The organism is Paenibacillus sp. FSL P2-0121, from assembly GCF_037975345.1.
GTDB lineage: Bacteria > Bacillota > Bacilli > Paenibacillales > Paenibacillaceae > Paenibacillus_AQ > Paenibacillus_AQ odorifer.
The window spans coordinates 6,888,870-6,909,290 of the sequence record NZ_CP150245.1 but is presented as its reverse complement, the minus strand read 5'-3'; the positions used below and the strand labels follow the sequence as shown (position 1 = coordinate 6,909,290).

16 protein-coding genes are annotated in these 20,421 nt (G+C 46.2%); 10 read left to right on the top strand and 6 right to left on the bottom strand.

Annotation, left to right across the window (positions count from 1 at the left end; all coding sequences use genetic code 11):
- From MKY54_RS30485 to MKY54_RS30460, 6 genes are all read left to right on the top strand, one after another.
- Nucleotides 1–435: a MarR family winged helix-turn-helix transcriptional regulator gene (locus tag MKY54_RS30485; protein WP_076124286.1), complete on the top strand. Its 435-nt coding sequence runs from the start codon at nucleotides 1–3 to the stop codon at nucleotides 433–435.
- A 250-nt stretch (nucleotides 436–685) separates the two neighbouring features.
- Nucleotides 686–1,219 carry a YceI family protein gene (locus MKY54_RS30480; protein ID WP_076278212.1) on the top strand — a complete coding sequence of 178 codons (534 nt, stop codon included), beginning with the start codon at nucleotides 686–688 and terminating at the stop codon, nucleotides 1,217–1,219.
- A 265-nt stretch (nucleotides 1,220–1,484) separates the two neighbouring features.
- Nucleotides 1,485–2,420: a LytTR family transcriptional regulator DNA-binding domain-containing protein gene (locus tag MKY54_RS30475; protein WP_076181756.1), complete on the top strand. Its 936-nt coding sequence runs from the start codon at nucleotides 1,485–1,487 to the stop codon at nucleotides 2,418–2,420.
- Nucleotides 2,421–2,524: 104 nt separating this feature from the next.
- Nucleotides 2,525–3,370: an ABC transporter ATP-binding protein gene (locus tag MKY54_RS30470; RefSeq protein ID WP_076278213.1), complete on the top strand. Its 846-nt coding sequence runs from the start codon at nucleotides 2,525–2,527 to the stop codon at nucleotides 3,368–3,370.
- The gene (locus MKY54_RS30465) at nucleotides 3,367–4,077 is read left to right on the top strand and encodes an ABC transporter permease (RefSeq protein ID WP_339189016.1); all 711 of its coding nucleotides are present in this window, start codon (nucleotides 3,367–3,369) and stop codon (nucleotides 4,075–4,077) included. Before MKY54_RS30470 ends, MKY54_RS30465 begins: the two co-directional genes overlap by 4 nt.
- A gap of 202 nt (nucleotides 4,078–4,279) precedes the next feature.
- On the top strand, nucleotides 4,280–4,660 hold the full coding sequence (locus tag MKY54_RS30460; RefSeq protein WP_076124277.1) for a FlxA-like family protein: 381 nt from the start codon (nucleotides 4,280–4,282) through the stop codon (nucleotides 4,658–4,660).
- Between the two features lie 187 nt (nucleotides 4,661–4,847).
- Here the strand turns inward: MKY54_RS30460 and MKY54_RS30455 are convergent, their stop codons facing one another.
- From MKY54_RS30455 to MKY54_RS30430, 6 genes are all read right to left on the bottom strand, one after another.
- Nucleotides 4,848–7,469, bottom strand: a complete 2,622-nt coding sequence (locus tag MKY54_RS30455; protein ID WP_339189013.1) for a family 16 glycosylhydrolase — start codon at nucleotides 7,467–7,469, stop codon at nucleotides 4,848–4,850.
- A gap of 136 nt (nucleotides 7,470–7,605) precedes the next feature.
- Nucleotides 7,606–9,177 carry a response regulator gene (locus tag MKY54_RS30450; protein ID WP_076305862.1) on the bottom strand — a complete coding sequence of 524 codons (1,572 nt, stop codon included), beginning with the start codon at nucleotides 9,175–9,177 and terminating at the stop codon, nucleotides 7,606–7,608.
- Between the two features lie 3 nt (nucleotides 9,178–9,180).
- On the bottom strand, nucleotides 9,181–11,019 hold the full coding sequence (locus MKY54_RS30445; protein WP_339189010.1) for a histidine kinase: 1,839 nt from the start codon (nucleotides 11,017–11,019) through the stop codon (nucleotides 9,181–9,183).
- A 148-nt stretch (nucleotides 11,020–11,167) separates the two neighbouring features.
- On the bottom strand, nucleotides 11,168–12,832 hold the full coding sequence (locus MKY54_RS30440; RefSeq protein WP_076220283.1) for an extracellular solute-binding protein: 1,665 nt from the start codon (nucleotides 12,830–12,832) through the stop codon (nucleotides 11,168–11,170).
- Nucleotides 12,833–12,897: 65 nt separating this feature from the next.
- Nucleotides 12,898–13,782 (bottom strand): carbohydrate ABC transporter permease, encoded by an 885-nt coding sequence (locus MKY54_RS30435; RefSeq protein WP_038573901.1) that lies wholly within the window; start codon nucleotides 13,780–13,782, stop codon nucleotides 12,898–12,900.
- A gap of 18 nt (nucleotides 13,783–13,800) precedes the next feature.
- A complete protein-coding gene (locus MKY54_RS30430) occupies nucleotides 13,801–14,721 on the bottom strand; it encodes an ABC transporter permease subunit (protein WP_076124267.1) in 921 nt (306 codons plus the stop codon).
- Nucleotides 14,722–14,869: 148 nt separating this feature from the next.
- Here MKY54_RS30430 and MKY54_RS30425 point away from each other — a divergent pair, with 148 nt between their 5' ends.
- From MKY54_RS30425 to MKY54_RS30410, 4 genes are all read left to right on the top strand, one after another.
- Nucleotides 14,870–15,613: a glycoside hydrolase family 16 protein gene (locus tag MKY54_RS30425; protein WP_339189007.1), complete on the top strand. Its 744-nt coding sequence runs from the start codon at nucleotides 14,870–14,872 to the stop codon at nucleotides 15,611–15,613.
- Between the two features lie 120 nt (nucleotides 15,614–15,733).
- Entirely contained in the window at nucleotides 15,734–17,116 is a 1,383-nt protein-coding gene (locus tag MKY54_RS30420; protein ID WP_076303515.1) for an SMI1/KNR4 family protein, read from the top strand.
- A gap of 266 nt (nucleotides 17,117–17,382) precedes the next feature.
- Nucleotides 17,383–18,429 carry an alcohol dehydrogenase catalytic domain-containing protein gene (locus MKY54_RS30415; protein WP_339189005.1) on the top strand — a complete coding sequence of 349 codons (1,047 nt, stop codon included), beginning with the start codon at nucleotides 17,383–17,385 and terminating at the stop codon, nucleotides 18,427–18,429.
- Between the two features lie 36 nt (nucleotides 18,430–18,465).
- Nucleotides 18,466–20,406 (top strand): alpha-amylase, encoded by a 1,941-nt coding sequence (locus tag MKY54_RS30410; protein ID WP_339189002.1) that lies wholly within the window; start codon nucleotides 18,466–18,468, stop codon nucleotides 20,404–20,406.
- The last annotated feature ends 15 nt before the right edge of the window (nucleotides 20,407–20,421 follow it).

The following is a 20,421-nucleotide window of genomic DNA, read 5'->3' as shown; positions in this document are numbered from 1 at the left end:
ATGGAAAACGATATTTTTAAAGCGCTGATCGATTTAGTTTCCATTATCAATAGGCCAGACCGCGATAAGAAGATGATTGCTAATGCTGGCGTAAATTTGGAGGCAGCAACCTTTCGTGTCTTTGTGGGCATCGTGCATCTCCAACCGACTAGTGTTGGTGATTTGGCCGCCATGATGGGAAAAAACTATTCGAGTGTTAGCCGGCAAATCGATAAGTTAGAAAACGCGGGGTTGGTTCATACGTATCCATCAAGTGCAGATTCCCGCATTCGTGTGTCTGAATTGACGAAAAGCGGGGAGAAAATCAATGCAATGATTAGCCTCACCCGTGAACGAATTTTGCATGAAGCTTTGGATGACTGGACTCTGGAGGAAAAAAACAGCTTATTGAATAACTTAAGGCGTTTATTTGAATCGCTGCAAAGATTCGACTAGTTGCAGATTATGACTGTTCACACACAGTTCGATGTTTATTGCCATGGTGGATATTCGGGTAAAAGGAATTACGGATTCAATGGGGAACCATTCTGAAATCGGATTTACGAGGAAGCCGCAAAAATGCTAAAACGCTACTGACACAACGTTGTCAGTAGCGTTTTTGTATATTAGGTGTATAGCGAGTAGCGCATTGTTTTGGAGATAGGTGACCTTGCTCATAATCTTATTATAGAGGTGGAATTTATTCATGAGTAATATCAAATGGGAAGTGGATCCGGACCACAGCTCCGTCGAGTTTTCGGTGACGCATTTAATGATTAATAAAATCAAAGGAGTATTTGAGCGTTTCCAGGCGATTTTAAGTTTTGATCCCAACGAGTTAACGACCATGGGTATTCAGGCTTCCATAGACGCAAATAGCATCACAACTCGCCAAGCGCAACGAGATGAACATTTGAGGGGCGACGATTTCCTTCATGCTGCCAAGTATCCAACCATTGCATTTCAAAGCACCAACTGTGTCTTTGCTGGTGAGCGGCAATATGAACTTACAGGCAATCTAACTCTGCATGGAGTAACCCAATCTGTTACTTTTCATACTGTTTTTGAAGGACTAAACAAGGACCCCCGCGGACGGGAACGTGTAGGATTTCATTCAACAGCCAGTATTGATCGTAATGAATTTGGATTGAAATTCAACTCGCCTCTGGAAACGGGTGGAATTATAGTCGGAAATGAAGTGAGGATCGAGCTTTGTATTGAGGCAATTAAAATAAATTAGTGACCCTAAAGACTATCCTTTTATCGGGATGGTCTTTATTCAAAACTTGCTGTTACAGAAATTGCGCTGAACCGTATTACTAATTAATGTACTCTTGCACCGAGCGGAGAAGCTGCTTGGGCTTTTTTTATGTGCAGAAATGACTAGAAGATGCCTTGACTTATATTTGCATTAAATATTACCTAAATCGTATTTATCGAGCAGGAAATAACAGGAACTAAATTGAAAAAGTATACCCTATAGCAGCACTGACCGGGAGGATGGCATGCAATTTCAACCAATTTATTATAATGGGGAATTATTTCTACCGAAGATCGAATTAAATATGACACCGAATCAATCGGTTGGCATCATAACGGACTTGAAGCGAAAGCAGCTTTTAATGAATCAATTAGGTGATCATTCCCAATATTATTTATTTCGGGCTGGGCAAAACGAGTATATGCGTTTATCGGTGGAGGAACTAATCACTTTTCTAATCAGAATAACGGAGAGGAATGAGCGTGCCGCTTCGTTGATAGATTATTTTGCTTTAAAGGAAGAACGGAAGGTAAAGATCAAGGATCTAAGCTCATCGAAAAGAATGTATGTGACATTGCTGCGTGTGTTTTTTGCGCATCAGCCTACACTTGTACTGGAGGAACCCTATTTTTACTTGGAAGAGCAAGATTGTCGTCAACTCAAACGGATTCTTGATGATCTTTCACAAGAAAAGCAGATTTTAATTTTAACTTCGAATTTAGAGGATGCCCTTATTTCCTGTGATGCCATTTATCGGTTGAACGAATCGGGATTTCATCCATTGGATATTCGGGACTTCGACGAGGATAAGCAGGAAGTACAGAAACAAGACGAGGCCAATATAACCTTGCAGAAGATCTCTACCAAAAGAAATGATAAAGTGATTTTATTTAATCCGCCTGAAATTGATTTTATAGAGAGTGTAGAGGGGTCAATCCTTGTTCATGTGGGCGGTGAAAATTATGACTGTGCGCTGACGCTGACCGAGCTCGAGCAGAGATTATTAAATTTCGGTTTTTTTAGGTGCCACCGATCCTATATTGTTAATCTGCAAAAAGTAAGAGAGATTATTACATGGACGAAAAATAGCTACAGCTTGCGATTAAATACAGGTCAAGATGCCGTGGTTCCGTTATCCCGTTCAAAATTGTCTGAATTAAAAGCTCTTCTTAACATTTAAAGGGTACCATTCAGGCGCTTACAGCTACATTTCGGCGCGTTTTGATGGCAGGAAGCATGTAATCTGTATATGTTTAAGCCATCAACACTAAGGATGTGGAGTTAATGAATGTTATCCGGGTAGAACGTATCCGTAAGAGATTTGGAGAAAAGGATGCGTTAGCAGATGTTTCTTTTTCAATTCCTAAGGGTGAAATTTTTGGTTTCCTTGGCCCGAGTGGCTCAGGCAAAACAACATTAATCAAGATTCTAACGGCACAGTTAAATCCGACAAGTGGACAGGCAAGTGTATTTGACCAGCCGGCGGAAATGATGCAGCAGTCTGCTCAGAAGATGCGTTTTGGCATTTTGACGGATAACAGTGGTCTATATGAGAGGTTAAGTATTGAGGAAAATCTGGAGCTGTATCGTAAGCTATATGATCTTCCCAAATCTGCGGTCGACAAGGTGCTGCAGTTTGTAAACTTAAGCGGAGAGCGCAAAAAGAAAGCCAACCTCTTATCCAAAGGGATGCGTCAGCGTGTCATGCTGGCATGCGCGATTATCCATGAGCCGGAATTATTATTTCTGGATGAACCAACTTCGGCTTTAGATCCGGTAAACACAGCACATATTTATAAAGGCTTACGCTACTTAAATGAGAAAGGAACAACGATTTTTCTGACTACGCATGATATGTCTGAAGCAGAATTGATATGCAACCGTGTAGCGATTCTGTATCAGGGACAAATCCAAACCATAGGCTCTCCAAAGGAACTTAAACGACAGCACCGGGAGAACGTAATTTGTGTGGACTTAATCAATGGGGAAACCTACGAGCTCCCGATCGATGAGGGGGCGGCTGATCAAATCGCGGATTGGATGAAGCGGGGGCTAATTGACCGGTTAGAGATGAAAGAACCAAGTCTAGGTGATATCTTTATTAAAATGACAGGAAGTGAGCTACTATGAGTATCTCATACAAACGTGCCCGGGCGATATTTGTGAAGGATTACAAAGAGTTTTCACGTAACTACGCGCTGTCCATTATGCTGATTTTTCCTATTATTATCGCTCTGATTTTCAAGAGGGCAGGTGCGTCTTTACCTGGAGCCAGCGGTTTTCTTTTTAATAGTTCGTTTGTATTGCTAACATGTTTCGCACAAGCCTGCTTGATTGCGGAAGAGAAGGAGCGTAACACTTTACGGTCATTAATGATGACACCGGCTACGACCATGGATGTACTAATCGGTAAAAGCAGTTTGGTCTTTGTCATGTCCACTGTTGTTCTCGCTATTTCTACATTATTATTTGGCTATGAGCCAGCTAATATATGGGCGTTTGTGGCAGTAATCATTCTTTCGATTATTCTGTATACTGCAGCCGGGACGATCTGCGGTTTATTCTCTAAGACGTTGCTTGAAGCCTCATTATCTATACTCCCTGTGGCGTTCATATTTATGGGGGCACCGTGGGGAGAAGTACTAGTGAAGGATTATCCGGTCTTCAAAGTGCTGGATTACATGCCAAGCAGTCAGCTTGTGCATCTGCTGGGTCTAAGCAATACAGGTTATACGACGGGCGATGTATTGAAACCTCTCCTCATTAATTTGGTATGGACGGTTGTGCTAACAGTAGTGTCTGTCATTTTGTATCAGCGGCGGTTGAAGGACGAGTAAGGGAGCTCTGAAGGGACTTTAGCCAGCCTTTGGTGGGTCTTTGGTAGGGTTGAAACACGCGGCCGACTGAGACTATACGACGATTATTTTCCAATTGAGGCTGTGATGTTGTCATGACGGGGCCTGCCGGGTAATAAAGATGATTAGAACTTTCAAATTTGGCTGATTTTGGATTGGGAGCCAAGGAAACGGGGGAAAGATCATGGCGGCACAGACAGTATCAGGCATCAGCTCCGTACAGACCATTGCGGCCTACGGCGGTACACAGAGTGATGTCAGTTCTCTGGAGAAACAGCGAAACCGGCTGATGATGGAACTGGATAAAGTGAATGCGGCACAAGGAAGTGAGATGCAGACGCCTTATCGCCGGGAGCAGCTGCAGCGGCAAATCCGGCTGCTGGAGTCCCAACTGGTACAGAAAAGCGGGAGCAGCACCTCCGTAAATTTTGTGCCGGCTTCTCCGCTTCAGGATCACCTCCCCCTTTGGGGAATTGAAGGAAAGGGAGGCCTCAAGGGCATCGGCCTGACTGATCCCCGGACGGCGACGGTGGACGCGGAGGGTCATTTCGACGCGTTAATTTAGGCAAGCGAGCGAAGGTCCGGAAAGCGTCAAGTGATGAACCGACGGCCCATAATCATGAGGCTAGCTAGCCGAGCTTCCACCGAGAAGACCTGCAGCACGGTAGAAACAACAAAATAGGCGAGAGGGAAGCTTCAACACTTCCTACTCGCCTATTTGTGTTCATGCAGTTGCTTAGGGTTCAACTACTTTATTCTGGTGTTCCTTGGGTTACCCCATGGATATACGAGAGCGTTGGGGAATCGACGGCCCCTTGTCCCGGATTATAGGTGAAGGAGTACTCGATGGTATCCCCGTGTTGCAGGTGATTTACAGGGTAGGTGTAGTTACCGTTCCCTGCCGGGGTCATGGCTACGTTTAGCTGCCCACCATTATTTATCTTATAGTGTAAGTCGGCAAAGGTTGCGCCGTTCACATAGAACAGCAGGTCGTCGCCTATTTTCTTCAGACCCCGCACCTCATCGCCGACGATGATAACACCGGATGATGATGCCGGTACAACAGTGATGGTGGAGAGGGCTGTTTTATTGCCGTCGGCTGTTGTAGCCGTTACGGTTGTTGTGCCTGGAGTGAGTCCCGTCACGAGACCGTTCGGATTCACGGAAGCGACGCTGGTACCTGATACGGTCCAAGTGACCTGCTTATTGGTTGCATTAGTCGGGGCAATATTGGCGTTCAACTGCACAGTCTGTCCGACCTCCACCTGCGCAGTAGTTTGATTCAGAGAAATACCGGTAACCGGTACGTTTACCGGATTCTCGCTGTTGCCTTCTTTATAGACACGAACATAATCCACTTGCATTGCTGCAGGAATATCGGACGGATCTGGGGTTTGGCCGCTGTCGAAGTGCCCGCCGATCGCCAGATTCATAATGATGTAGAAGGGTTGATCGAATGGGGCATTCGGATTGTTAGGTGCAGCTACGGAATACCATTGATCTCTACTGACTTTAAAGAAGAACTTGCCGTCCACATACCATTTCATATTATCTTCTTCCCAGATCATGGAGTACACATGATAATCATTGGCGAAGGTCTGGCCTTCAGGGAAGTGATATTCACCAGCAATATATCTGTTTACAGGCCATTGTCCGCCAAAGTGTATGGCCCCGCTGGTCGTGCCGGGCAAGCGTCCTTTGGCTTCCATAATATCAATTTCTCCGGATGCGGCCCACGCTCCATAAGCGGCATCTTCCGGAAGCATCCAAAGTGCTGGCCAAACGCCGTTACCTGTAGGCAGCTTAGCACGAATATCTACTCTGCCGTACTGGAAGGACAAGTGATCTTTGGTGTTAATCTTGCCGGATGAGTACTGGGCATACCGGCTTGGGTCCTGTGGAAAGGATTTTGAATCGTTCAAAGCTCTGATATTCAGCTTTCCGTCCTGTACAAATACATTTTGTGTACTGTCTGTATAGTGCTGCAGTTCCGCGTTGCCCCAGCCCCAGCTATTCGGATCGTCAGTAATATAATAACCTTGTTCGTAGCTCCATTTGCTCGTATCGAGTGCTGTTCCGTTAAATTCATCCTGCCAAATGAGATTCATGCCCTCTATCGCCGGGTCGTTTGGTGTTCCGATGGCAATGTCATCATGATCGGATACATCCGGACGTGGGGCATCTGGATTACCGATAAAGGTATAGTTGACGTAATTGTTGCCGACACTTCCGCCCGCCTGTCCATTTAATGGATAGCCAATACGGATTTGCACATCCTCTTGGACGGGCTGGAACCAAAGCCCATAGATATAGTCAGCCCAATAGCCCCACTGGTTGGCATCGGACATGTTGTTATAGCCATTGCCGGCGTATACAAATCCGCTTTGGCTGGAATCACTCATAGCAACCCATTGTCCGTTGATGTTAATTTGGTAAACGTAATTTCCTAGCTCAGTGCCTATTGGAGCGCCCCCATCAATTTTGGGTAGCGGGACACCTATTACACCTTTTGCATCTGCGGTAAAGGTCGTTCCCTCATAAGGAGTTAAGACGTATGAATTTCTTACCGGTTTATTAAAGGTGAGGGTATAAACGACGTTAGCCGTTGAGGTTTTCGATTCTAACTTGACGTTGATAGACTCTGTTACGGTGAACCAGTAGCCACCGCCGCCTTCGGTGAATTGTCCGAAGTTGTTATCGTAGATCCAGCCGCTGGCTGCATTATTGTCAATATCAATCCATGTACTGCTGCTTACAGGTTTTACATATACCTTCAGATCTTCAGCTACGGCTTCATAGGTAACAGCCGGATCATTGTTGAAGGTAGGATAAGTAAAGCCTGCACTTCCTGTAAATCCTGCTGTAATCTGCGGCCCTTGTGTAGGGGCCATAGAAGTAATGGTCGTTTTGTTTATGTTTTGAAATACCAGGGTGTAATCAAGTGTAACTCCATTAGCCTTGGAGAATAGCTGAATCTCCGTTGTTGCGGAGAGAGTGAACCAATAGCCATTCAAGCCACCGTCGCTCCAGTATCCCCAGTTTTGGTTGTAGGTATAGCCACCTGCATTGTCAATATCCACCCAGTTTCCAGCAACTTTTACTTTTACACCGACGTCATCGGAAACATCATTCCAGGTGGCAGAGCCCCCATTAAATGTAGGCATGACGAAACCATAGCTAGCTTGCCCAACCCCTGATTTTGAGATGACAGGACCGTCTGCTGCTGAAAAGTAAGACATAGAGGTAACTGTGGTTCCTGCTGCCTGCACCTTTGAAGTCGGCAATAGGCCAACCCCAGCTAACAGTACTACTGCTAAGAACAAACTAAATACCTTCTGCTTAAAACCACTCTCCGTATTGTAAAGTCGTTTCATACTTGCCCTCCTTTAATAAAATAATGAAGAAACGAAACCGCTTACATTTAGGGACATCTCTATTCTATCGAATATAATAATCAGCTAAAAGGTACAATTATTTTTGTTCTAACCCAATTTTTTGGCTTTTGATTATTTATAGCGCTGTGTCACGGTACTTTTCCCCGCTGTCGTGCTTCCGGCGCATCATTTGCCGATATTCTGTGGGCTGCATATCCATGACATCCCGAAAGGATCGTGTAAAACTTTTGTAGCTTTCATACCCTACCATGGTGGCTACCTCTACAATTTTATGATCGGTTTCGGCCAGTAGCCGCCGGGCTTTATCCAGGCGCACATCGCGCAAGTATTCTGCAAAGCCTTTGCCGATATTTTTTTTGAACAGGTTAGAAAAATAGGCATAATTAAGCGACACGTGGTTCGATACCATCGCGAGATCCAGGGGTTTATGATAGCTTTCGTGTATAAAGCGTATGGCTTCATTTAAATCTTGCGAGTTGCGATAGCTGCACTTATATTCATAATAAAATTGGTTCAGCCGAAGCAGCTGTTGTTGCAGCGCCTGAATATAATCGCGAATACCCGGATAATCGAATAGATTTCGTAAACATTCGATGTCCAGCGCTTCTTCCCCCATGTACGGGCGGATCACACGTACAGATTCCTCCAGCATCTGTACAATGGCACGGCATAGCTGCTGTGTGTATTGGATGTGATAGCGTTGCAATGTATCTTTGTGAAATATCATAGAAATGCCTTGGGTGATTGTACCGCTGTTTTTGGTGCCGATTAACTGGAACAGGGCATATAACTCTTCATAGGGAAGCTCCCACTGCTGCTCCAGTCGCTCAATATGTGTTGGCAAGATGCAGCTCTTCTCTGGAAACAGGTAACTGTGGCGATAGAGCTCCAACGCTTGTGTATAGCTGCGGGGCAACTCCTTCAATCCTTGCTGCGGGCTGGTTATGGCAGTAATGGCATCTATCTGTCCTGCTTTGAGGGCGGCCGGGAAGGCTCCCGTATCTACGGCCGCATCAACCGCGAGAATCAGGTACGGGCGGTGTTGCAGGCATATACACCCTCGTCTGCCATACACACGGTAGGCAAGGGATTCCATGCTGTGGCTACTGTCGGCTCCCGGTTGGTTAATCCATAATTCCTCCCGCAGCAGACACAGGCGGTAATTACTCCACAACTCTGGATTCTGTTGCTGGGTCTGGATAACCCACGCCTCATCAATCATTGCACCCTGCATGAACATACTCAGTTCCTTGCGGTCTGTCTCCCGGGCGCGGCGTGAGATATGCTCCATATTACGCGAGAGCGTCTGCCGTGTTTTTATCTCATTCGCTACATGTTCTACTGCGGTTTGCAGATCTTCACGTTTCACAGGTTTGAGCAGGTAGCCCTTTGCTCCAAGTTCGATGGCCTTTTGAGCATAGGCAAAATCACTATAGCCGCTAATAATCAGATAATCTACCTCGATGTGCTTCTGTTTGCTCTGCGCCATCAGCGTCAGTCCATCCATATCGGGCATCCTGATATCAGTAATCACCAGTTGGATGTTGTGCTGACTCAATATATCCAAGGCCTCAATTCCGTTTACGGCACAGTAAATATTGTCCAGCTGCAGCGGAAATTGGCGCAGCATAGCCTGCAGCCCATCACGAATGTGCTTTTGATCGTCCACAATTAGAATATTGATCATGCCCTACCATCCTCCAAGATTCACATTTTCCCAAGGCAAACGTATGGTTACACAAGTATAGGCGCCCTGCACACTGTCAATCCAAAGACCGCAGTCCTTACCATAATGAAGCTGTATGCGCTTATGCACGTTCTCCAAGCCCAGTCCGTTTTTGCTGGTAACAATCGGTGAATCTGAGTCGCCCCGCAGCACAGCCTGCAGACTGGACAGCATTTCCGGGTCAATACCTGCGCCATCATCTCGTATCTCAATTAGCAGAAGGCTGTCATTTTCTACCGATACGGTAATTTGGATACTTACGCTGCCGCCCGAGGGCGCTGCATGATGAACGGCATTTTCGACGATGGGCTGCATGCACATTTTAGGGATTGTATAACGCAGTACCTCCTGCGGGAGATCCGCCGTCAACTCAATGCTGCCACCCTCCATAAAGTTTATGAATCGGACATAGCTGTGTATGTTGGCAAGTTCTTCGGTAAGCGCAACCGTATCGCTGCGCCATTGCATACTGTATCGCAGTTGTGAGCCTAAAGACACCAACGCTTCGGCGATACCCGGCTGTCGCTGAACCTCCGCGAGCATACGGATGGATTCCAGCGCATTATATAAAAAATGTGAATTGATCTGCGAATGCAGCGAGTGCAGTTGTGCATTTTTGGCGATCAGCTGTTTATCTACCACTTGGGTCATCAGATGTTTGATTTCGTCCAACATATTATTGTAGCTGACGGCCACCTCGTCGATTTCGTCACCGGTTTCGTTTTTATCCAGGCCGGTATCAATTTTCGCATCCAGTTGGCCTTGCCGCACCTTGCGCATAGAAACCAGCACCCTGTCGAGCCGGCGGAAAATGCGCCGAGTGGTATGTGAAACGAGCAGTAACATCAGCAGCAATATACACAATGTGATCGCTACTACGAGCAAATACCAGCTTCGTGGGCCTTTCATCAGCGCTTGATGAGAGGCAATATCCACTACATAGGCGTTCAGTGGGGCGATGTAGCGATACAACGCGTAGTAAGTATGGTCGCCTACCTTTACCTTAATGGGGCTACTCTGCTGCAGCACATCCAACCGCTGGTGAATGCTGCCTAGAATTTTATCCAATTCTTCACCGGCATTTCGAGAAAAAATATGCTCAGGATTGTATACCGATCGGGAAGAGTCGGCTCCATCCATCACTACAGAAAAGAAATCCCCCCCGCTATCCTCAAGCAGGTCACTGAAAAAGACGCTATGCTGGGCGCGGATTTCCATAATGGTAGGGAGTTTCTGCTGTTGCCCCTGAAGACGTACCAACCGGTAATAGGATAGCGTATGCTCTCCATCTTTAAAAGCAAATAAGCGGTATGCCGCACCGCCTTCCTCCCGAAGTGTCACCCAGTAGTCCTTCGGCCAGAACTTTTCATAATGGTAGATTTCAGGCCAAATCTCAAATAGGTTTGGATTATCGACATAGAAACTGAGCTCGCTGATCATCTCGTAGCTTTGAATGATATTATGCATTTGCTCAAATTGATTTTGTCTAAATTTTACGAGACGCAGGCCATCCCCGCGCATATTGGAGTGAATAAAATCTACAAATGCCTTTTGATTCAGCGCAGTAGAGGAAGCGTTCTCAATAATGCCCATTTTGCTGCGCAGCTGTTCGTTAATTCTTGAGACATGGCTGCTGCCGGTAGCCATAGCGTCCTTGTACAGCTGACTTTCCTGTGTGCGGATAAATAAAAAGGATACCACAATCGCAGGGATGGCAATCATCATGCTAAAGGCCAAAAACAATTTTTGGGAGATGCGGGAATTACGGTACAGCTTCTTCATTTTAGTCAGCAGATACTTCATTTAAGCAGCCTCCTACCCTTGTAATATACCATATATTACAAACTGCCCGGTAGGTAACTAGGCTGTTTTGTTAAATGGTTAAAAGAAGCGAAAAAGGGAATACCGGCCAACCTTTCGGTGGCCGGCAGTAATCTTTATACGGGCATTATTACTCTGCCATTTTGGATTTTCGCACATCCAGTTCAGCCTGGCGGTATTCCATCACCTTGCCAAAGTTGTAATTCTCGCGGCGGTCAAGGAAATTGTCGAAGATTTTATCAAATTCAGCCTCATTCTTGGCCGTAATTAGCTCAGGGAGTACTTCCTCCCAATTTTGCGAAATACGGGACCAGGCTACCGACACATCAGAATCGCCCTGTGGATCTAAGCCCTTATAGATACCGCTATCAATATCGGCCTGCTTATTGGCGAAGTCTTCCATTTGCTTAATGACAGGAGATTTCTCCGGTCTCCACTGGTTGACGATTACAGGGTTTCGCATCATCCAATAGGTATCCATGATGCCGTATTCTTTCTCCAGCTTCTCAATATCAGTGTCGAGTAATTTTACCATTTCAGGCTTCAGTTGCGGCTTGCCATCCACCATCTCCCATGTTTCGCCTTCCTTGCCAAGGAACAAATCTCGCTGGCCTTCTTCGCTGGCCAGATAGGTCAAAAAGCGGATGGCTCGTTCAGGGTTTTCGGTTGATTTGCTAATCATCGTCACCATCCAGCCGTCCATGTTGCCAGGGAATAACTTAGGGTTATCGCCCTTGCTGTTCTTTGGCCCATCGACTGCGATGTAGTAAGAGTCCGGGTTGCCGCTAGCAGCCAGCATAGGATTGACAGCCGACATACCGGTCCACTCGCGGACCATCATGAAATAGCGGGCGTTGTTTGTTTTTTCCTCTACCTGAGTATCGGAATCCACCAGGAAATCCACATTAATCAACCCGCGCTCGTAAGCCGTACGGAAGGTTTTAAGCCAGGCAATATAATCGGGATCGGTAATGCGGTCGTATACTTTTCCGTCTTTCTCATGCGGTACGGCCAGTAGGTTCTGCAGATATTCGGTCATCCCGTAAGGGACGTTCCCTTGTGCAAAAAAGGGACTGATGGGCTGGCCTTTATATTGGGAGTACTTATCCTTTACCAGTTGCAGTGCGTTCAGAAAGCCCTCTGGAGTGCTAAGGTCCGGGCTGCCCATCTCCTCATACAGATCTTTCCGCACCAGGAAAGTCTGGTTGGCGGCCGTCATGCCAGTTTCATGCATCAGGTTGGGGCTATATGAATCATTCGGAACGCCATAGGTATTGCCATTTTCTTGACGATACCACTTCAGTGTACCGTCCCCGGCCACCTTGAAGAAGTAAGGGTCATACTTGTCAGCTAATTCATTTAAGGCGTAGACATGATCGCCTTCCCACAGCTTTTTGACAGCGGTTTCCCACGAACCCATTGATATCAAGTCTGGCAGCTTGCCCGAGGTCATCATTAGGGTAATATGCTCATTCGCTTCACCAGAAGGTACTTCAAGCTTGATGTTTACGCCTGTTTTTTCCGTTACGTACTTGGAGGTCAAGCTGTCTCCCCAAGTGTGGGCATACCAGTTAGCACCTACGAACCAGGTCAAATCAACAGGGCTGGTATCCAGCTTCCATGCCGGATCATCGGGATTGAGCTTTGCTTCACTCTGCGGCGGCTGTGTACTATCTGTAGGCTGTGGTGTTGGCTTATTTTCACTATTCGCTGAATTGGAACACGCGGCTATGCCTAGCATCAGGCTTGCGGCCAGAACGAGGGTCAACCCCGGCTTAATGAGATTGCGTTTCATGACATAATCATCCTTTCTTTGCTGCTTCTGAATTTTTGTATACCAGTTTCTAGACACTCACACTCTTATCCCTTAATGGCGCCAATCATTACACCTTTGACCAGATAGCGTTGAATGAAAGGATAGACTATCAGAATAGGCAGTGTGGCCACCATCATGGATGCAAATTTAATAGAGTTGCCGGGAAGTCTTGCGCCGAATTGCGCCATAGCTTGCTGCTGCATGAAGGACATAGAATTCTCCGCAATGATTTTGTACAGCATGGTCTGTAGTGGCAGTAATTCCTGCGAACGGATGTAGATGACCCCCTGGTAATAATCATTCCAATGATAAACGGCTGAAAAAAGCGATATAGTCGCAATGACAGCCATGCTATTGGGCAATACGATTCTGAACAGGACACCATAGTCTGAAGCACCGTCTACTTTCGCAGATTCCTCCAGGCTGTCAGGTATGGTGCGGAAGAAGCTCATGAAAATGACCATATTAAAAAAAGTGTACATAGAGGGAATGATGAATATCCAAAAATTATCATATAATCCCAGCTTCGTCATCAGAATAAATGTAGGGATCAGCCCGCCTGAGAACAGCATCGTAACCAATGCGATTTTAAGATACAGCTTGCGTCCGATTAGATTAGACTTGCTCATTCCGTAAGCAATAATGGCGGTAAACAACACATGCGTTGCTGTCCCGATGACTGTGCGCAGAGTGGTGATGTAAAAACCGTTCATCATTGTTTTATCATTGAACACAACGCTATAGCTGGCCAGCGATAATTCTTTGGGAAACCAGTTGACGGTGCCCAGGGATGCCTGCTGCGGCGCATTAAGCGAGTTAATGAATACAAACCACATCGGGTACAGTGTTAAAAAGCAAACCGCCAGCATCAGCAGGGTGTTGCAGACCTCAAATACTCCAATTTGCCGAAATCTTTTGCGTCTTTCCATACCTCTGTCCTCTCCCTTCTAAAAAATGCTGTCGCCGGTTAGTTTTTTGGATGTGTGATTTGCCAAAAACAACAAACCTAGCGCCACAATAGAGCGGGCGAACAGGACGGCTGTTGAGAAGGAATGGCGCCCGGAGACCAACCCCATGTTGTAGATATACAAGTCTAGGCTTTCCGCCATCCTCATGTTCATATTGTTCTTCAACATAAAGATCTGCTCAAAGTTACTGCCAAGTATCCCGCTGACAGCGAGGATGAACAAAATAGCGATGGTGGGGCGTATACTCTGAATGGTGATATGCCACATCCGCTGCCGCCGGTTTGCGCCATCCAGCTCAGCCGCTTCGTACAACCCCGGATCAATGCCGGATATTGCCGCTATGTAGATAATGGCGCTCCAGCCGGTTTCTTTTAACGTATCGGTGAAAAAGGTGATCCACCAAAAGTACTTAGGGTCGCTGTTAAACAGGATTTCGCGTTCCTGGAGCCCGATCGCCATCATCAACTGATTGATCACACCGCCCTCGCCCAGCCAATTGAGCGCAATGCCGCCAAAAATCGTCCAGGCAATAAAGTGCGGCAGGTACGAAATGGTTTGTACCGTTCGCTTAAATCGAAGGCTCCGTATTTCATTCAGCAGCAAGGCAAACAAGATAGGAATGGGAAAACCCAGGACCAGCTTGATGCTGCTCATCCCCAGCGTATTGCGAATCGAACGCCAAAAACGCTCATCCGTCAAAAAATCCTGAAAATGCTTCAGCCCGACAAACGGTGATTCTAGTAAGGGTTTGGCGATGCTGTAGTCCATAAATGCAATAATGAGCCAAAACATAGGGATATAACAAAAGATAAACATCCAGATGATTCCCGGGATAACCATGCTTTGCAATTGCCACTGCTTAAAAAGCGCTTTCATTTGTTCCGTTCTGTATTGGAACATTTTCCGTGCCCCCTTTCTATTTCATCGTATGAAAAAGCGTATAGGAAAAAAAGCCCATGATTATCGACCCTATCCCATTTTTTTAGATTTGTTTGACCAGCCGCAAAAATTAAGTATGCTGTGATTAAATGAAGGGAGTGTGCAAAGGATGAATAAACCTGTATGGGAACAGAATTTCTTAGATAGAAATGCCGATATGAAGCTATGGAATATCCGCCTTGGCAACGACTTATTAGATAATGAAGGTAATCCCATAGACCCAGGTTGGGGCAACGGAGAGCAGCAGTATTACACGGATCATTCCAGCAATCTGTATATCGATGAATTTGGCTTAAATCTGTGCGCACGCAGTGAATCCATTGGAAAGGATGGGCGCAATTTTGCATATACCTCGGCTCGTTTGGATACAAAGGACCATTTTTCCTTTTGCTATGGGAAGTTAGTTGTGCGTGCAAAGCTGCCGGTGGGGCAAGGGGTTTGGCCTGCCATCTGGTTGCTTCCGCAGGAACAGGCTTACGGACCTTGGCCAGCTTCCGGCGAGATTGATATCATGGAAGCCAAAGGCCGCTTGCCTCAGCAAATATCCGGAACACTGCACTACGGAAAGGATTGGGAACATCAAATCGTCGAGGAGTTCTCGCACCATTTTGAAAGCGGAACCATTAATGAATTCCATGATTATGCACTGGAATGGACCGCCAGTTCGATTCGATGGCTGGTAGACGGACATTGCTTTGCCGAGCGCTGCTTGGAGCCAGGGGTTATGCCCTTTAACGAGTCATTTTATCTGGTGCTGAACCTTGCAGTGGGCGGCTGGTATGACAATGTAGCGGTTGACGAGGCTGTACTGCCAGCGGTGATGACGGTTTCAGGGATATGGCTGTACCCATAATTAAGAATCTTTGTGAGGCTCTATTATCGATTTTCAATACCTACATCCCATCTGGTAGAATAGGGAAAACCATATTTCTCTATATTCTAGTAACTTGATTATAAGCTTGGGAGGTAGACCATGGACAAAGAACTAATCGCACAGCTGACACAGTGGCATGAAGATGATGAACACCAGAAGATTGTAGACACTCTGATGGAGATTCCTCCAGCGGACAGAGATTACGAGATGGTCAGCAGTCTGGCAAGAGCGTATAACAATTTGGAACGTTATGAAGAAGCCCTTGAACACTTCGCGAAGATTGCGGAACAAGGACAGAATGATTATCTGTGGCATTTTCGTGTGGGATATTCCTACTATTATTTGAATCGATATGAGGAAGCGGTGAGAGTGCTGGGTATTGCCCATGACCTCGATCCGGATGATGAGAATACGGCCATGTTTCTGAAATTCAGCCAGCGCAAGCTACGCAAAGAACAACACGCCGCAGCCAGACAGGCAATCAGAGAGCAACATAATGATTCGGGGACGACTGCAACTCCTTTTGAAGGGATGGACCTCTCCGAATTTTGGAAAGATAGCGATTATGCGCTAAAAGAATATGTTTCGGCCCCGCCTACGGATGAGCTGATTGCTTCTGTAGAAGAAGAACTGGGTTACAAGCTTCCTGCCTCTTATATCAGTCTGATGAAGCAGCACAATGGGGGAGTGCCTTATAATACTTGTTTTCCTACGGAGGATGCGACCTCATGGGCTGAGGATCATATTGCGATTACGGGCATTATGGGCATCGGACGTGAGAAAAGCTATTCACTCTGCGGCGATCTCGGCAGTCCGTTTATGATTGAGGAGTGGGGATACCCTGACATTGGCGTGGTAATTTGCGATTGCCCTTCGGCAGGTCATGATGTCGTGATGCTGGATTACCGGAATTGCGGGAAGGACGGTGAACCCGAGGTGATTCATGTGGATCAGGAAGATAATTATGAGATTACATTTCTGGCCCCAGACTTCGAGACGTTTATACGCGGCCTGGTGAGTGATGAAGAATACGACACCTCTGAAGAAGATAAAGAGGAGGATTTGCGCAAAGTAGCCGTAGGCCAATTCTCACCATTGCTTGCGAAGCTGTGCAGCCATGTGTCTGAAGTAGATCAGCTTGAGCAGAAGATCCGTAAAGTATGTACCCGAATCGTTGAAGAGAAGGGACACTTCTCCTTTCATGCGGATGAGCTTTCTACTCTGATGTATGATGTGCAGTTCTGGCTATACACAAGCTCTTATCCAAATACGAGCCGTCAACAATATCTGGATGTATATGAAGAAATGATTGCTTTTGGCGGCGAGTTCGGCCAAGGCGGGTATGCTCCCGGCTGGATCAGCGATTGGCTGGATGGCCGAATACGGGAAGGACTGATCGTTCAGGAAAACGGGGTGCTTAGCTTCACAGATCAAGCCCGCTCAGAGGTCATTGCACGGCTGGAAGCGGAAGCTGCAAAATAGGAGACGTTGATGCGGGATTTATTCCCGTGCGGAGCTCGATTGATCACGATAGTATTCAAGGGTCATCCCACAAGGGATGGCCCTTAAACTTGCCGTTTCAGACAGTGCAATCCGCATAATAAGCGAAAGAAAATTAAAGCGCTTACTCGTGAAGTGTTTATATAAAAATGTAATTATTAACATTTTTCGACAACATTCACCTTACTTTTACATGGTAGTTATGATATATTCTGGGCGAATATGGATAACAAAAAAGAGAAAGGGGAATGAGTATGGAAGCGTTGGTGTGGACATCCAATCATAAGCTGGAGCTCTGCGAATGGGAAGAGCCGCAGATTGCAGCACCGGATGAAGTCAAGATCCGGATTGAGATGACAGGTGTATGTGGAACAGATTTAGCAGTCATAACTGGGAAAGAGGAGGGGGTTCCAGGGGTCATTCGGGGTCATGAGGCAGTAGGGACTGTAATCCAAATCGGCAGCAACGTTGACCGTGTTAAGGTAGGCGACCGAGTAGTTATCGATCCGAATCAAAGCTGTGATGAATGCTATTTTTGCCTGAAGAAACAGCCGCACCTCTGTACGGGCATCGATGGAAATGGGATGCCTATTGCGGGTTTGAATCGAAATGGGACTTTCACTTTTTTTTACTCAACTGCACAAACGTTTGCACACCGTCTTCCCGATCATATGAGCTGGGAGACGGGGGTTTTGATTGAGCCGCTTGCCTGTGTACTGCACAATTTCAAAGAAGCCAATGTCACAGCAGACGACAAGGTACTTATTCTTGGATCGGGTCCAATGGGACTGTTAAGCCAAATTGTGAGCAAGTCGAAATCTGCGCTCACGGTAGCGACTGAAGTCAATCCCTATCGGCTAGCTTTTGCCAGAGAGATCTCAGATTTTGCTCTAACCCCTGCCCAATTAAATCAAGCTACCGTAGACAAAATCTGTGGGGGACATAAGTTTGATGTGATTATCGATACGGTGGGCACTCAACTCGAAATGGCGGAAAAGTGGATTGAACGTGGAGGCCGCATCGTTCCTTTTGGTATTAATGCGAAGTATCGCTACACCTTTTCCCCTACCAAATTCGTGCAGCATGCAATAAAAATTATAGCAGCAGGTGAATACCGCTACATGTTCGAGGAAGCTTTGCGGTTTGCCGCTGAAACTCCTGAAATGGAGAAACTAGTAACTAGAAAAGTTAAGCTCAGTCAGCATGAAGCAGCGATAGATGAGTTAATCGGCTATGAATTGAACTCTTTGAAGGTGGTTGGGAGTGAAACCGTAAAGACGGTTTTTGTTCCCTAAACGTAAGACTACAATCAATGAGAGGTGGCACTGTTGATGAGCAATGATAGCAAATTCAGATTAATTCAAGATTACTTGTCTACACAAAAGGCCAAAGAGGTAGAGCCAATTTGGATACCCGCAGTGTGGAATGAGTGCCAATATGAACGTGTTCTCTTAGAAAAAGAGGGTGAAATTTGTGTACACCCGTATGATTTTTTGACTGATCATTTGAATTATGTGGACAGGCTTTCGTGGAGATATCTGCTTAAGGAACGCATAAATCTGGACGATAGCGCGATCTATTCTTCGCTTATTCGCTATTCTACGGCTTGGGATTATAACCATGACGGAAAAATTGAATCGGGTACTTTTTTAAGATTCTTTATTCTTCTGCCTCTGCTAAAGAAAATGGGCATCAATATTCTGTACATGCTTCCAGTTAACCAGTACAGCAAGTTGAATCTGAAGGGGGGTATTGGGTCCCCTTACGCAGTGCAATCGTTATTTCATTTGGACGAGAACCTGCACGATAGCCTATTGGATGATATGGAGGAGTTTACGATCCACGATGAGCTCAGCGCTTTGGTAGAGGCTTGTCATTTACTTGATATTAAGACTGTTGTTGATTTCATTCCCCGTGTGACGGCGAAAAACAGTGTGTTCATTACCGAGCATCCTGAATGGGTGTATTGGATCAAAATGGACGAATTAGAAGGCTTTGCGCCGCCCGCGATTCCCCAGCTTGGATTTTTTGAGGAGTGTACGCCGGACAAATTGGAGACGGTCTACCGCAGCCAGGAGACAGCAGTATTTCTGCGGAAGTTCACGCCACCGCCCAATGAACTCCATCCAATTCTTTGGCAGCACTTAAAGGAGAAAGCTGCTAAAACTAGAGATGAGCTATTAACTTTGGTGGAGCAAGAGATGGGGATAACGACTGCTCCAGCGCATTCGGATTGGATAAATGATGTGCAGCCGATTTGGACAGACATTACGTTCTTACGCCTCTACAAGGATTTCTCTCCGCAAGTGAGACATCTTATAAGTCCGGATCAGGCGCCATATGTCCTTTTTGATACGATTAAATGTAATGACTACCCGGGAGAGCAGCCGAATCTGGAGCTGTGGGATGTTCTGGAGGAGGCAGTACGGGTTAATCTCGAAAAATATGGGATTGACGGCTTCCGCATCGACATCGGACACGTGCTTCCTATTCCGTTGTTGACTCGTATTTTTGACACGATTAAAGAGATGAATCCAAATGCGATCTTAATCAGCGAAGATTTGTTCAATCGCAACCACAAGAAGGCAGCAAACACCGGCTATAACATTATGCTTGGCAGTGGATGGAACGTCATGACACAAATTACTAAAGACAATCTCGTTTCATTCTTAGAAGAGCTGCCTGAGTTGAATATTCATGTGTTTGCCTGTGCAGAAACAGCAGATACTCCTCGGATCACCAGCCGTGGCGGTGTTGAGGTTGCTCGGATGATTGCGGTATTTAATCAATTTCTTCCGAACGCAATTCCATACGTGACGACGGGTTATGAAATGAATGAGGAGCAGCCGCTCAACTGTGGTCTTGGAGACAACACGAACGGAGAGGAGATTTCCCGAGCTTTTTTTAACGTCATGCAAATTAATTGGACCAATCCTACACCGATGCTGCCGCTGTTGGCGGAGCTAAGTGAACTCAAGAGAGATTGGCGCCACCTAGTGAAGCCGGAAAACTTTTTCGTGGCTCAATCCCCGGAAGGTATTGTTCTGTATGGGTATATGCATGGAGATGAAACGCTGCTGTGCTGCTTTAACTTGAGTGCTGCTGCTTTCTGCCAAGTTGATTTGAAGGTTGCCGTACCTGGACGATGCCCAATGACGGTAACACTGGATAGTTCCTTAACGGGTAGCAGCGTAGGTCAGGCGTTCGATTGCTTGCTGCTTGCGCCTAATCAGGCTTTAGTGCTCGTAAACAGTCATAGACAATTTAGGTAAGGGAGAGAGGCTGCA

Bases quoted from the DNA above. Each gene is read 5' to 3' on its own strand.
- MKY54_RS30485 (WP_076124286.1), top strand. From the start codon at position 1: ATGGAAAACGATATTTTTAAAGCGCTGATCGATTTAGTTTCCATTATC.
- MKY54_RS30480 (WP_076278212.1), top strand. From the start codon at position 686: ATGAGTAATATCAAATGGGAAGTGGATCCGGACCACAGCTCCGTCGAG.
- MKY54_RS30475 (WP_076181756.1), top strand. From the start codon at position 1,485: ATGCAATTTCAACCAATTTATTATAATGGGGAATTATTTCTACCGAAG.
- MKY54_RS30470 (WP_076278213.1), top strand. From the start codon at position 2,525: ATGAATGTTATCCGGGTAGAACGTATCCGTAAGAGATTTGGAGAAAAG.
- MKY54_RS30465 (WP_339189016.1), top strand. From the start codon at position 3,367: ATGAGTATCTCATACAAACGTGCCCGGGCGATATTTGTGAAGGATTAC.
- MKY54_RS30460 (WP_076124277.1), top strand. From the start codon at position 4,280: ATGGCGGCACAGACAGTATCAGGCATCAGCTCCGTACAGACCATTGCG.
- MKY54_RS30455 (WP_339189013.1), bottom strand. From the start codon at position 7,469: ATGAAACGACTTTACAATACGGAGAGTGGTTTTAAGCAGAAGGTATTT.
- MKY54_RS30450 (WP_076305862.1), bottom strand. From the start codon at position 9,177: ATGATCAATATTCTAATTGTGGACGATCAAAAGCACATTCGTGATGGG.
- MKY54_RS30445 (WP_339189010.1), bottom strand. From the start codon at position 11,019: ATGAAGTATCTGCTGACTAAAATGAAGAAGCTGTACCGTAATTCCCGC.
- MKY54_RS30440 (WP_076220283.1), bottom strand. From the start codon at position 12,832: ATGAAACGCAATCTCATTAAGCCGGGGTTGACCCTCGTTCTGGCCGCA.
- MKY54_RS30435 (WP_038573901.1), bottom strand. From the start codon at position 13,782: ATGGAAAGACGCAAAAGATTTCGGCAAATTGGAGTATTTGAGGTCTGC.
- MKY54_RS30430 (WP_076124267.1), bottom strand. From the start codon at position 14,721: ATGTTCCAATACAGAACGGAACAAATGAAAGCGCTTTTTAAGCAGTGG.
- MKY54_RS30425 (WP_339189007.1), top strand. From the start codon at position 14,870: ATGAATAAACCTGTATGGGAACAGAATTTCTTAGATAGAAATGCCGAT.
- MKY54_RS30420 (WP_076303515.1), top strand. From the start codon at position 15,734: ATGGACAAAGAACTAATCGCACAGCTGACACAGTGGCATGAAGATGAT.
- MKY54_RS30415 (WP_339189005.1), top strand. From the start codon at position 17,383: ATGAGTATGGAAGCGTTGGTGTGGACATCCAATCATAAGCTGGAGCTC.
- MKY54_RS30410 (WP_339189002.1), top strand. From the start codon at position 18,466: ATGAGCAATGATAGCAAATTCAGATTAATTCAAGATTACTTGTCTACA.